We start from the raw sequence: 12158 nt of genomic DNA on the forward strand, positions 1-12158 counted from the left end.
AGGAAAACTCCCGTCAGTGGCGCCAGGTTCCCCGACGCCTGCAATTTTAGTATAAGATGTTGTACTTGCGTCGCAATGGTAACGCCGCCGGCCTGCCTACAGCAAGCCCCGGCAGGATGGGCGGCAAGTATATAGTGACAGCGCCGTCAGGCACAGCCCTGGAGAAAACCCTGCCAATGTTAACCCTGTACGGAACGTCCGCCTGCCATCTGTGTGAACTCGCAGCCGCGCTGTTGATGGCTGCCGGTGTCGCTTATGAGGAGGTGGACATCAGCGAGTCCGATGAATTGTTCGAGCGCTACGGCGTGAAGATACCGGTACTGCGCAGGGAAGACGGGCAGGAACTGAACTGGCCTTTTGATGAGGAAGCGCTGGTACGCTTCCTCAGGTGAGGCTATTTGTCCTTGCCGACGCGTACCGCGAGGACGTCACAACTCGCTCCGTGCAGTACGCCATTGGCAGTCGATCCCATCAGTAATGCCAGGCCGTAACGGCCATGGCTGCCGACCACAATCAGGTCAGCGTCGATTTCCTCGGCCAAGGCATGAATTTCTACCTCCGGCCGGCCCAGAACGATATGCTGGTGATCGTGGTCTATAGTGTTTTGTTCCGAGAAGCGCTGCAACTGTTCCGTTGCCTGGGTCTGGATTTCGTCCTGCAGACCCGAAAAATCCATGGGGATGTCGACCCCATAAGCAAAACTCAGGGGCTCGATGACATGGATAATGTGCAGTTCGCATCCGCCATTTGCCACAATAGCTTTGGCGCGCGCGGCTACCTCGCCAGAATCCTCGCTGAGGTCAATGGCTACGAGGACTCTTTTATAATTCGACATATTGCTCTCCATCTTTTCCCTGTCTGGGACTTTAATGTATAGCATAGAGGGTGGCGTGGGCAATGAAGTCACGCACCATCGTTGACCTGAATCAGGGAGACCGTTTGAAATTTCTACTCATTTTGTTCGTGGTGGCGCTGGCGCTGGCGCCCTTGACGCATTTTTTACCAAGTAAACGACAGCGATTGGTGGCTCGTATGCGGGAATATGCGGCCGTGCATGGTCTGTTCGTCGAGTTCAGGGACCTGCCATCCCGACCCGCGGTCTCCGGCAGGGAAGAACGCAGCCAGCAGATTATCTACTACGGAAAACGGCTGCCACCTTCCCGCCGTGAGCCGCGTCAGCGCGTTACCTGGTTGCGCGATGACGACGGCTGGCGATCCCTGGATAAGCGAGTGGAGCCACCACCTGCGGCAGACCTGTTACCCGCGTCGATACTGGCTATTAGCGTTGACGAGGGCTCCTGTGGCGCCTACTGGAAAGAGGCCGGTGAGGAACGCGATGTGGAGCAGATTGTGACCGCTCTGGAGGCATGGCAGCAGGCCTTGCAGGGCACCTCCTGACCAGCCCAGGGAGTGGTTCCGCCGGACCTCCAATACACGATTTTCCTTGACCGTGGCCCCACGGCGACTTATATATGCCCCTTTTTGGCGCCGTGCCCCCCGTCCATTTCTGGCGCCCGACTTCGTTTATACAGTAGGAATCAATGGGTAAATCACTAGTAATTGTCGAGTCACCGGCCAAAGCCAAGACGATCAACAAGTATCTTGGGAAAGACTATGTGGTGAAATCCAGCGTGGGTCATATTCGGGATTTACCGACCGCCGGCAGTGGAACTGCCAAGGTAGATCCCAAGGAGCGGGCCGCCCAGGCGGCTATCACTCGCAAGATGGCTCCTGAAGAAAAAGAGGCGCACAAGAAAAAGAAGGCCCGGGAGCAATTGATTCGCCGCATGGGAATAGACCCGGAAAACGGCTGGGCGGCCAACTACCAGGTGCTGCCCGGCAAGGAAAAGGTGGTCAATGAGCTGAAAAAACTCGCTGCCGACGCCGACGCCATCTATCTCGCCACCGACCTTGACCGTGAGGGGGAGGCCATTGCCTGGCATCTGCGGGAAGCCATTGGCGGGGACGATGAGCGCTACCAGCGGGTGGTTTTCAACGAAATCACCAAGAAGGCGATTACCGAGGCCTTCGACGAACCGGCCCACCTGGACCAGAACCGGGTCAACGCCCAGCAGGCACGCCGTTTTCTCGACCGGGTGGTGGGTTATATGGTGTCGCCATTGTTGTGGGCCAAAGTGGCGCGTGGCCTCTCCGCCGGGCGGGTGCAGTCCGTTGCTGTACGCCTGATTGTTGAGCGGGAGCGGGAGATTCATGCCTTCATACCCGAGGAGTACTGGGAGGTCCACGCTGACCTGGCAACCCGCGACGATGAGGGTGTGCGCTTTCAGGTGCGCAAGCACCATGGCGAAAATTTCCGTCCCGGCGACGAAGAGACGACGAAAAAAGCCACGGCAGAACTGGAGTCACTGCCCTATGTGGTCAGCGGTCGCGAGGACAAACCGACACGGTCAAAACCGCCGGCGCCCTTTATTACCTCCACTTTGCAGCAGTCCGCCAGTACCCGTCTTGGCTTCAGTGTAAAGAAAACCATGATGCTGGCCCAGCGCCTGTACGAGGCCGGTTACATCACCTACATGCGTACCGACTCCACCAACCTGAGTGCCGAGGCGGTAGCTGCCTGTCGCGACTATATCGCTGCAAACTTCCCCAAAAGCTACCTGCCGGAAACGGCCAATACCTATTCGTCCAAGGAGGGCGCCCAGGAGGCCCATGAGGCTATCAGGCCATCTGATGTCAATGTGCCACAGACCGCGCTCAAGGGCATGGAACGGGACGCGGAGCGACTGTACGAACTGATCTGGCGCCAGTTTGTCGCCTGCCAGATGCCGGCGGCGGAATACACCTCCACCACTATCACCGTGGCGGCCGGAGACTACGAACTCAATGCCAAGGGCCGCATTATTCGCTTCGACGGTTACACCAGAGTACAACCACCCGCCGGTCGCAAGGGTGAGGACAGCGTTCTGCCTGACGTCAGGCAGGGTGATGAACTGAGCCTGAAAAAACTCGATCCCGCTCAGCACTTCACCAAGCCCGCTCCCCGTTACGGTGAGGCCAGCCTGGTGCGGGAACTGGAAAAACGTGGCATTGGCCGTCCTTCAACCTACGCCTCGATCATTTCAACTATCCAGGACCGGGGTTACGTGCGGCTGGAAAACAAGCGCTTTTACGCCGAGAAGATGGGTGACATCGTCACCCAGCGACTGCAGAAAAGCTTTCCGGAACTGCTGGATTATGGCTTTACCGCCGGCATGGAAGAGCGACTGGACGACGTGGCCGAGGGTGAGCGCGACTGGCGCGACCTGCTGGATGCATTTTACAGCGAATTTCGCGGTCTGCTGGAAAAAGCCGAGGAACCTGAGCCGGTTGGGATGGAGCCCAATACGCCAACCATGACCGATATCGAGTGCGCTAAATGCGGTCGGCCCATGCAGATCAGAACCGCCAGCACCGGCGTGTTCCTGGGCTGCTCCGGTTACGCCTTGCCGCCCAAGGAGCGCTGCAAGCATACGATCAATCTCACACCGGGCGATGAGGCGATCCGCGAGGATGCTGACGACGAGGCGGAGTCGCGCCAGCTGCTGGAGCGGCACCGCTGTAAAAAGTGCAACGCGGCAATGGACAGCTACCTGATCGACGAGTCCCGCAAGCTGCATGTTTGTGGCAATAATCCTGATTGCGATGGCTTCGAGGTGGAGCACGGCAAGTTCAAGATCAAGGGTTACGACGGCCCCACCCTGGAGTGCGACAAGTGCGGTGCCGAGATGCAACTGAAGAACGGTCGCTTCGGCAAGTACTTCGGCTGCACTTCGGAAACCTGCAAAAATACCCGCAAACTGCTGCGAAACGGTGAAGCCGCACCACCGAAGATGGACCCGGTGCCCATGCCGGAACTGGTTTGCCAGAAGGTGGATGATCATTATGTGCTGCGCGATGGCGCCGCCGGAATGTTCCTGGCCGCCAGCCAGTTCCCGCGCAACCGTGAAACCCGGGCTCCCTATGTCGATGAGCTGCTGCCGCACAAGGACGAAATAGATCCCAAGTACAAATTTATTTTTTCCGCCCCCACCGAGGACGATGACGGCAACCGTGCGCAGGTGCGTTACAGCCGCAAGACCAAGGAGCAATATGTGATGACCGAGGTCGATGGCAAAGCCACGGGCTGGAAGGCATTTTATCGCAAGGGCAAGTGGGAAGAGGAGCAGAGCAAGGGCAGGGCGCGCAAGTAATATGAGCTCTGCCCGCGGACAGGCCAATCACGCCCTGTACCTGGCGAAGATACTACTCGCCGCCTGGCGCCGGGAGTTGGCCGCTGAATCCATCTCCGCAGTTACCCTGGCCCAGGCCTATCTCCCGGGCGTACGCGGTCACCTGGGCCATGCCTATGGCTGGTTCCTGCTGGAAATCATCCGTCCGGGCGCTTTGCCGGAACAACCGCCAGCTTCCCTCGCGGAATTGCCTGAGATTGCCGAGGGCAAAGCCGTACCCGGTGAGATTGTTGAATTCCAGCGCCTGGAAGCCGAGGGCTGGATCGGTGATATGCTCGCCGGGGAATCGGTGGCCGGGCCGACAGCCTCAGCGGGCAATCTGGCAACGACTGCACCAGCCGCCGGTCCCGAGCAGGCTGAGCAGTGGGTGCTGCAACTGCAATCCCTGTTTGATCGTATGGGCGATTCACTGGACGAGTACTAACGCCGTTCCTGCATCGGCTTACCCGGCAAAAACACGCACTGTAGCCAATAAAAAAGGCGAACCCGGGTTCGCCTTTTCAGAGCCGATCACGTCCGGCGTGCCCTACATGTTCGGGTAATTGGGTCCGCCGAAGCCCTCCGGCGTTATCCAGACAATATTCTGCGAGGGATCCTTGATGTCGCAGGTCTTGCAGTGCACACAGTTCTGAGCGTTGATCTGGAAGCGCTTGCCGTTCTCGTCCTCAACGATCTCGTATACGCCCGCAGGACAGTAACGCTGGGCCGGCTCGTCCCACCTGGGCAGGTTCACCGACAGGGGGATGTCCGCATCTTTCAGGGTCAGGTGGCAGGGCTGGTCTTCCTCGTGGTTGGTGTTGGAGAGGAACACCGATGACAGGCGGTCGAAGCTGATCTTGTTGTCCGGCTTGGGATACTCGATCTGCTTGCTGTCGGCAGCGGGTTTCATGGCCGCGTAGTCCTGCTTGTCATCTTTGAGGGTGAAAGGCAGTTTGCCACCGAAGACGTTCTGGTCCAGCCAGACCAGTGCCGAGCCGATCAGAATGCCGAACTTGTGCATGAAGCCGGAGAAGTTGCGGGTGGTGTACAGCTCCTCGTAGGCCCAGGAGTCCTCGAACCTGCTGGCAAATGAATCCAGGTCTGCCTGGCGTTCGTCGCCCTGGGAAAGGGCTTCCACTACTGCTTCTGCGGCCACCATGCCGCTCTTCATGGCGGTATGGTTGCCCTTGATTTTTACCGAGTTCAGGGTGCCGGCATCGCAGCCGATGATCAGACCGCCAGGGAAGTGCATCCTGGGCAGTGAGTTATAGCCCCCCTTGGTGATTGCCCGGGCACCGTAGGTAATACGGGTACCGCCCTCCAGCAACGTGCTCACGGTGGGGTGGTGCTTCCAGCGCTGGAACTCTTCGAAAGGGCTCAGGTGCGGATTGGAGTAATTGAGGTCGGTGATCAGCCCGAGGTAGACCTGGTTGTTCTCCGCGTGGTAGAGGAAACCGCCACCGGTGGCGCCGTGCTCGGACAGTGGCCACCCCAGTCCGTGTTCGACAGTGCCCTCGTTGTGCCTGGCCGGATCGATCTCCCAGATTTCCTTTATGCCAATGCCGTAGTGCTGGGGGGCTTTACCCGCATCCAGGCCGAACTTTTCGATCAGCTGCTTGCCCAGGTGGCCGCGGCAACCTTCCGCAAACAGGGTGTACTTGGCATGCAGTTCCATGCCGGGCATGTAGGAGTCCTTGTGGCTGCCATCCTCGGCGACACCCATGTCGCCGGTGGCAATACCCTTGACGCTGCCATCCTCGTTAAACAATACCTCGGCGGCGGCGAAGCCCGGGTAGACCTCTACTCCGAGCCCTTCGGCCTGTTCTGCCAGCCAGCGGCAGACATTACCCATGGAGACAATGTAATTACCCTCATTGTGAGTGGGCTTGGGGATCATGAAGTTGGGCAGGGTGATCGCGCCGGTGGCGCTGGTGTAGAAGTAGAATTTGTCGCCCTTGACCGCGGTGTTTACCGGTGCGCCCAGTTCCTTCCAGTTGGGGAACAATTCGTCGAGGGCTCGGGGCTCCAGAACGGCGCCGGAGAGGATGTGGGCGCCGACCTCCGAGCCTTTTTCAACCACGCATACCGTGATTTCCTGTTCTTTCTCCTGGGCAAGTTGCATGATGCGACAGGCGGCCGACAGACCGGCGGGGCCGGCACCGACAATCACAACATCAAATTCCATCGATTCACGTTCCACTGCGGTGTCCTCTCTTGTTTAGGGCTGTGGCCGGGCGTGGGCCTGACCGCTCCTTTGGCTTGTGTTACGGGCTTACAGTGGCTGTCGCCCGTACTCCAAAGGGGCGCAAGTATATAATTTTAATGGATAAAAGGCCATCATAGCGATGAATGGTGGATATCCTTGATCTGTCTCATTTGGACAACTTTCCTGTCGCCCAGGGCTATTGACCCCGGGGGTCATTATGGGCAAGATACCCCGCCGAGCAAACATGTACCGGGCGTTTTTTGATCAGTCCGGCACCGCAAACCCACCCTTAATGATCTAATGGAGAATCCATGAAGGTTCTTGTTGCCGTTAAGCGCGTCGTTGACTACAACGTCAAGGTTCGCGCCAAAGCCGATGGTAGTGATGTTGACCTGAATAATGTCAAGATGGCTATCAACCCCTTCTGTGAAATTGCTGTCGAGGAGGCCGTACGCCTCAAGGAAGCAGGCACTGCGACTGAAGTTGTTGCTGTTTCCATCGGCGACAAGGCCTGTCAGGAGCAAATCCGTACCGCGCTGGCGCTGGGCGCCGATCGCGGCATCCAGGTCGAGACCGAGGGCGCGGTAGAGCCCCTGGTCGTCGCCAAGCTGCTCAAGGGCGTTATCGAGAAGGAAGAGCCCCAACTGGTCATTCTCGGTAAGCAGTCCATCGATGGCGATAACAACCAGACCGGTCAAATGCTGGGCGCACTCACCGGTATGCCCCAGGGTACCTTCGCTTCTGAAGTCGTGATTGACGGAGACAAGGTGAATGTGACCCGCGAGGTCGACGGCGGCCTGCAAACAGTTGCACTCACTCTGCCTGCCATTGTGACCACCGACCTGCGTCTCAACGAGCCCCGTTACGCTTCCCTGCCCAACATCATGAAGGCCAAGAAAAAGCCGCTGGACGTCTTTACCCCCGGTGATCTTGGCGTTGAGGTCACCTCTCACCTGACTCAGGTCAGCGTCGAGCCGCCCGCCGAACGTCAGGCCGGCATCAAGGTTGAAGATGTGGATCAGCTGATCGACAAACTGAAAAACGAGGCGAAAGTAATCTCATGAGCACTCTGGTAATCGCAGAACACGACAATGGTTCCCTGAAGGGCGCCACCCTGAACGCAGTCACCGCTGCCCAGGCTATGGGTGCGGATATCGATATCCTGGTCGCAGGCGCCGGTTGTGATGGTGCAGCCCAGGCCGCCGCCGCTGTCGCCGGTGTCAACAAGGTGCTGGTTGCCGACAATGCAGTTTACGAACACCAGCTGGCAGAGAACGTCAGCCTGCTGGTCGCTGAACTGGGCGCGGGCTATGACAACATCATCGCTCCGGCAACAGCCAACGCAAAGAACACCATGCCCCGCGTTGCGGCCCTGCTGGACGTTGCCCAGATTTCGGAAATTACTTCCGTGGAATCTGCCGACACTTTCAAACGCCCCATCTACGCCGGCAACGTTATTGCCACCGTCAAGAGCGCGGATGCCAAGAAGGTGATCACCGTCCGGACCACTGCATTCGATGCTGCGGCAGCCGAGGGCGGTTCCGCTGCGGTAGAAGCCGTTGATGCGGTCCACGACGCTGGCATTTCCTCCTTCGTCGGTGAGGAAGTGGCTGTATCCGACCGCCCTGAACTCACCTCCGCTGCGGTAGTTATCTCTGGTGGTCGGGGTATGCAGAACGGCGAAAACTTCAAGTTGCTGGAGGGCATTGCCGACAAGCTGGGCGCTGCCATCGGTGCCTCCCGCGCCGCGGTAGACGCCGGTTTCGTGCCTAACGACATGCAGGTAGGCCAGACCGGTAAGATCGTTGCACCTGACCTGTACATCGCCGTCGGTATTTCCGGTGCGATCCAGCACCTGGCGGGCATGAAGGACTCCAAGGTCATTGTTGCTATCAACAAGGACGAGGACGCCCCGATCTTCCAGGTGGCGGACTACGGCCTGGTGGCCGACCTGTTTGACGCCTTGCCCGAGTTTGAAGGCAAACTGTAGGCGTTCAGTGCCGAAGTGAAAAAAACCGGCCCTGGTGGCCGGTTTTTTTATGCCCGGCACCCCGGATCCGGGCTAATCGCGTCGCAGGCGGTCCGAGATCGCAATCGGGGTAGGGTAGTTGAGTACCACAATGTAGGAGGAGGCCAGCAGGGTGATAATCGTGGTGGCCTGTATCAGCAGCGAAGCTTCTTCGGAGATCAGGGCCGCGCCAATGGCTACATAGGCGATCAGCAGGGAAAATTCCGACGCCTGCCCCAGCCGGAAGCCCAGGTCCCAGGCCAGGCTGCGCTTTTCGCTAACCCCTTTGAGGAGCCAGCGATAGGTGGTGGGTTTCACGACCAGCACCAGGGTCGCCAGCACCAGTGCGGGCAGCCACACCTGTTGCAGCATCGACAGGTCGAAGCGGGCGCCCACGGCGAAGAAAAACAGGATAAGGAAAAAATCACGCAGTGGTTTCAGGTTGACGGCAATGTACTGCGAAATAGGGCTGGTGGCGATGGTGATCCCCGCAATAAAGGCGCCAATCTCCTCGGACAGGCCCACTGCCTTGGCGGCTTCAGCCATGCCCAGGCACCAGCCCAGGGCGAGCAGAAAAATATACTCGTGGAAGCGGTCGAAACGGGCGATCAGTGGCAGTAATACATAGCGCACGACGAACAGGGCAACGGCGACCAGTAACGGCAGGCCAAGCATCGACAGGGCTAAATCCATGCCCATACTGCCATCGCCACTGGAGGCGCTGAACAGGATCATCAACACGATAATCGCCAGCAAGTCCTGTAGTAACAACATGCCGATCATCAGTTCACCGATGTGGCGGTGATGGAGCACGGTGGTCGGTAATAACTTGATGCCGATGATGGTGGAAGAAAACATCATTGCCGCACCCACGATCAGGGCGTCGATGGTGCTGAAGCCGAACAGCTTTACCACCGAGAAGCCCATGGCCAGGAATATGGCAGAACTGGCGACTGCCACGACGGTGGACTTGCGCAGCGTGGACCACAGCGCCTGGGGTTGCATATCCAGGCCCAGCAGGAACAGCAGGAAAATAATTCCGATATGACCGATGTCCGCCAGCAACTTGGTGTCGGTGACCAGTGAGAGCCCGTAGGGTCCGATAAAGGCGCCAAGGGCGATGTAGGCAATAATCAGCGGTTGGCGGGTCGCCAGGGCCAGCGACGCGAACACGGCCGCACCGGTGAAGATGAGGAAAAAGGAGAATGTGATGGATACATCCATTCAGGCTTGGCTCCCGTTGCCTATGCTGCATTTTATGGCGCGATGTACAGCGGTCACTGGATTCCCGCTTTCGCGGGAATGACGATAAACAGCCGTCACTGGATTCCCGCTTTCGCGGGAATGACGATAACAGCCGCCACTGGATTCCCGCTTTCGCGGGAATGACGATGTACAGCCGCCACTGGATTCCCGCCTCCGCGGGAATAGCGATCATGGGCAGAGTGTAAACAACCCGTGGATGGATAGGAAATCTGTGCTGACGCCGCGAGCGAAGGCGGAAGAGGATGTCACCCCGGCGGCCGGGGTGAATGGTGCAGCAGCAGAGGCCGGCCCGGGGTGAGCTTGACTTCGCCTTGCCCTAGGCCCGGCGCCGGAACAAGGGCTGGGGCTGATCCGCAGAGGCCTGGTAGAACTCGCTGAAGTCCCCCAGACTCTCGAGGGCGTCTTCCAGTTCCGATTCGTCCTCGAACTGGAAGGCGTCGAACCCGCAGCGGGAGAGATAGGTCAGCTGGTCGCGAATGAAATGCCCAACTGCACGCAACTCCCCCTGGTAGCCCCGTTCCCGTAACTCCCTGGCGTAGGAAAAACCCCGGCCATCCATAAACGTCGGGAAGTTGACCAGCACCAGGGGAATGTCATCGATATGCTCGAGCAGAGGTGCAAGGGTCTCGCCAGGCTCCAGTACCACGGCGCGACGGGCGCGGTCTTCGCTCTGTAGCCATTGCTCAAGATCCAGGACCTCCGGACCGTGCTCTTCAACGATGGCTCCGTTTTTAATGATCCTGGGCATATACGCGCTCCTTGAAGGGGTCGATGCCGACGCGGCGGTAGGTATCGAGAAATGTTTCCCCGGCCTGGCGCAATTCGACATAGGTGGTCAGTAGTTTATCCATGACCTGTGGCATGTCCTCCTGCCTGAAGGATGGGCCGAGGATTTTACCGATGGAGGTATCCTTGCCCTGGTTACCTCCCAGGCTGACCTGGTAGAACTCCTGGCCCTTTTTGTCCACGCCGAGAATACCGATGTGGCCGATGTGGTGGTGGCCACAGGCGTTCATGCAACCGCTGATGTTCAGCTCGAGTGGACCCAGGTCATACACGTAATCCATGTCGTCAAAGCGGGCCTGGATGGCCTCAGCCACCGGAATCGACTTGGCATTTGCCAGTGAGCAGTAATCGCCTCCCGGGCAGCAGATCACGTCGGTCAGATAGCCGATGTTGGCGGTGGCCAGCCCGGCCTTCTGCAGGCTTTGCCACAACTCGTACAGGGCTGCCTGCTCCACATCAGCCAGCACCAGGTTCTGCTGGTGGGTGGTGCGAATCTCGCCGAAGGAATAGCGGTCAGCCAGGTCTGCGACCAGTTCCAGTTGTTTGTCGGTTACATCTCCCGGGGCGTAGCCGGTGGCCTTGAGGGAGATAGTGACGATACGGTAGCCCGCGACCCGGTGCTCACGCGTATTGCGCTTTACCCAGTTGGCAAAAATGGGGTCGTTCTGACACTGCGCCTGCAGGGTATTTTGCGCCGCACTGGCATCCAGTGACGCGTAATCCGGTGCGGTAAAGAAGGAACGGGCGCGTTCGATTTCTTCGCCTGTGAGGGTGCTGGGGCCGTTCTTGATTGGCGCCCATTCGTGTTCGACCGCTTCCCGAAAGGCCTCTATGCCCATGGCCTTCACCAGGATCTTGATCCGCGCCTTGTACTTGTTGTCGCGGCGACCGTGTTGGTTGTAGACCCGCAGAATGGCTTCCAGGTAGGTGAGCAGATGCTCCGCCGGCAGGAAATCGCAGATTTCAACACCGATGACCGGCGTCCGGCCCAGGCCACCGCCGACAACGACGCGGAAGCCGGTCTCGCCAGCGGCGTTATGGACCACCTCTACGCCGATATCATGGGAGTGAATGGCGGCCCGGTCCTGCCTGCTGCCACACACCGCGATCTTGAATTTGCGCGGCAGGAAGGCGAATTCCGGATGCAGGGTAGACCACTGGCGGATAATCTCGCACCAGGGGCGGGGATCTTCCAGTTCATCGGTGGCGACTCCGGCGAACTGGTCGGTAGTGGTATTGCGAATACAGTTACCGGAGGTCTGGATCGCGTGCATCTGCACGGAAGCCAGCTCGGCCAGTATATCGGGCACCTCGCCCAGTTGCGGCCAGTTGAACTGGATGTTCTGGCGTGTGCTGATATGCACATAACCCTTGTCGAAATCCCGTGACAACTGGGCAATCTTGCGGAGCTGGCGTGTATTCATGAGGCCATAGGGCACGGCAACTCGCAGCATGGGGGCGAGACGTTGCACGTAAAGCCCGTTTTGCAGGCGTAGGGGCAGGAATTGTTCTTCGCTGAGTTCGCCGTCCAGAAAGCGCTGGGTCTGGTCCCGGTATTGGGCCACCCGCTCATCAACTATTTTCTGGTCGTACTCGTCGTAAACGTACATCTGGGGATCCTGTTGTTCTTGGGCCGTGCTGTAGCCGGCATCGGGAGGCGGTACATTAGCAGAAACGCGCGGGC

At 58.8% G+C, this 12158-nt stretch carries 11 protein-coding genes; 6 read left to right on the forward strand and 5 right to left on the reverse strand.

All coding sequences use genetic code 11. The features are described from left to right. Nucleotides 1-176: 176 nt before the first annotated feature. The gene (locus E2F43_RS09570) at nucleotides 177-392 is read left to right on the forward strand and encodes a glutaredoxin family protein (protein WP_133212036.1); all 216 of its coding nucleotides are present in this window, start codon (nucleotides 177-179) and stop codon (nucleotides 390-392) included. Nucleotides 393-394: 2 nt separating this feature from the next. On the opposite strand, the gene E2F43_RS09575 is transcribed toward E2F43_RS09570, so the two are convergent. After that, nucleotides 395-835 (reverse strand): universal stress protein, encoded by a 441-nt coding sequence (locus tag E2F43_RS09575; protein ID WP_133212038.1) that lies wholly within the window; start codon nucleotides 833-835, stop codon nucleotides 395-397. A 104-nt stretch (nucleotides 836-939) separates the two neighbouring features. Between E2F43_RS09575 and E2F43_RS09580 the strand changes: the two genes are divergently transcribed. The 3 genes from E2F43_RS09580 (at nucleotide 940) to E2F43_RS09590 (ending at nucleotide 4653) form a co-directional block, all read left to right on the forward strand. Then, nucleotides 940-1398: a hypothetical protein gene (locus E2F43_RS09580; RefSeq protein WP_133212040.1), complete on the forward strand. Its 459-nt coding sequence runs from the start codon at nucleotides 940-942 to the stop codon at nucleotides 1396-1398. Between the two features lie 143 nt (nucleotides 1399-1541). Beyond that, complete coding sequence (gene topA, locus E2F43_RS09585; protein ID WP_133212042.1) at nucleotides 1542-4190, forward strand: type I DNA topoisomerase; 2649 nt, start codon at nucleotides 1542-1544, stop codon at nucleotides 4188-4190. Nucleotide 4191: 1 nt separating this feature from the next. Continuing rightward, complete coding sequence (locus E2F43_RS09590; RefSeq protein ID WP_133212044.1) at nucleotides 4192-4653, forward strand: hypothetical protein; 462 nt, start codon at nucleotides 4192-4194, stop codon at nucleotides 4651-4653. A gap of 102 nt (nucleotides 4654-4755) precedes the next feature. Here the strand turns inward: E2F43_RS09590 and E2F43_RS09595 are convergent, their stop codons facing one another. After that, complete coding sequence (locus E2F43_RS09595; RefSeq protein ID WP_133212046.1) at nucleotides 4756-6408, reverse strand: electron transfer flavoprotein-ubiquinone oxidoreductase; 1653 nt, start codon at nucleotides 6406-6408, stop codon at nucleotides 4756-4758. A 317-nt stretch (nucleotides 6409-6725) separates the two neighbouring features. On the opposite strand from E2F43_RS09595, the gene E2F43_RS09600 reads away from it, so the two are divergent. Both E2F43_RS09600 and E2F43_RS09605 read left to right on the forward strand, forming a co-directional pair. Beyond that, nucleotides 6726-7478 (forward strand): electron transfer flavoprotein subunit beta/FixA family protein, encoded by a 753-nt coding sequence (locus E2F43_RS09600; protein ID WP_133212048.1) that lies wholly within the window; start codon nucleotides 6726-6728, stop codon nucleotides 7476-7478. Continuing rightward, the gene (locus tag E2F43_RS09605) at nucleotides 7475-8404 is read left to right on the forward strand and encodes an FAD-binding protein (protein WP_133212050.1); all 930 of its coding nucleotides are present in this window, start codon (nucleotides 7475-7477) and stop codon (nucleotides 8402-8404) included. The genes E2F43_RS09600 and E2F43_RS09605 overlap by 4 nt, the downstream gene beginning before the upstream one ends. Before the next feature lie 72 nt (nucleotides 8405-8476). On the opposite strand, the gene E2F43_RS09610 is transcribed toward E2F43_RS09605, so the two are convergent. From E2F43_RS09610 to E2F43_RS09620, 3 genes are all read right to left on the reverse strand, one after another. Further along, nucleotides 8477-9646 carry a cation:proton antiporter gene (locus E2F43_RS09610; protein ID WP_133212052.1) on the reverse strand — a complete coding sequence of 390 codons (1170 nt, stop codon included), beginning with the start codon at nucleotides 9644-9646 and terminating at the stop codon, nucleotides 8477-8479. Nucleotides 9647-10004: 358 nt separating this feature from the next. Further along, nucleotides 10005-10436: a DUF934 domain-containing protein gene (locus E2F43_RS09615; protein ID WP_133212054.1), complete on the reverse strand. Its 432-nt coding sequence runs from the start codon at nucleotides 10434-10436 to the stop codon at nucleotides 10005-10007. Continuing rightward, on the reverse strand, nucleotides 10420-12084 hold the full coding sequence (locus E2F43_RS09620; RefSeq protein WP_133212056.1) for a nitrite/sulfite reductase: 1665 nt from the start codon (nucleotides 12082-12084) through the stop codon (nucleotides 10420-10422). Before E2F43_RS09620 ends, E2F43_RS09615 begins: the two co-directional genes overlap by 17 nt. Nucleotides 12085-12158: the final 74 nt, after the last annotated feature.

Source organism: Seongchinamella unica, assembly GCF_004354085.1.
Lineage (GTDB): Bacteria > Pseudomonadota > Gammaproteobacteria > Pseudomonadales > Halieaceae > Halioglobus > Halioglobus unicus.

Coding starts and splice junctions, on each gene's coding strand:
- E2F43_RS09610 (WP_133212052.1), bottom strand. CDS start 9,646: ATGGATGTATCCATCACATTCTCCTTTTTCCTCATCTTCACCGGTGCG.
- topA (WP_133212042.1), top strand. CDS start 1,542: ATGGGTAAATCACTAGTAATTGTCGAGTCACCGGCCAAAGCCAAGACG.
- E2F43_RS09575 (WP_133212038.1), bottom strand. CDS start 835: ATGTCGAATTATAAAAGAGTCCTCGTAGCCATTGACCTCAGCGAGGAT.
- E2F43_RS09590 (WP_133212044.1), top strand. CDS start 4,192: ATGAGCTCTGCCCGCGGACAGGCCAATCACGCCCTGTACCTGGCGAAG.
- E2F43_RS09605 (WP_133212050.1), top strand. CDS start 7,475: ATGAGCACTCTGGTAATCGCAGAACACGACAATGGTTCCCTGAAGGGC.
- E2F43_RS09570 (WP_133212036.1), top strand. CDS start 177: ATGTTAACCCTGTACGGAACGTCCGCCTGCCATCTGTGTGAACTCGCA.
- E2F43_RS09600 (WP_133212048.1), top strand. CDS start 6,726: ATGAAGGTTCTTGTTGCCGTTAAGCGCGTCGTTGACTACAACGTCAAG.
- E2F43_RS09620 (WP_133212056.1), bottom strand. CDS start 12,084: ATGTACGTTTACGACGAGTACGACCAGAAAATAGTTGATGAGCGGGTG.
- E2F43_RS09615 (WP_133212054.1), bottom strand. CDS start 10,436: ATGCCCAGGATCATTAAAAACGGAGCCATCGTTGAAGAGCACGGTCCG.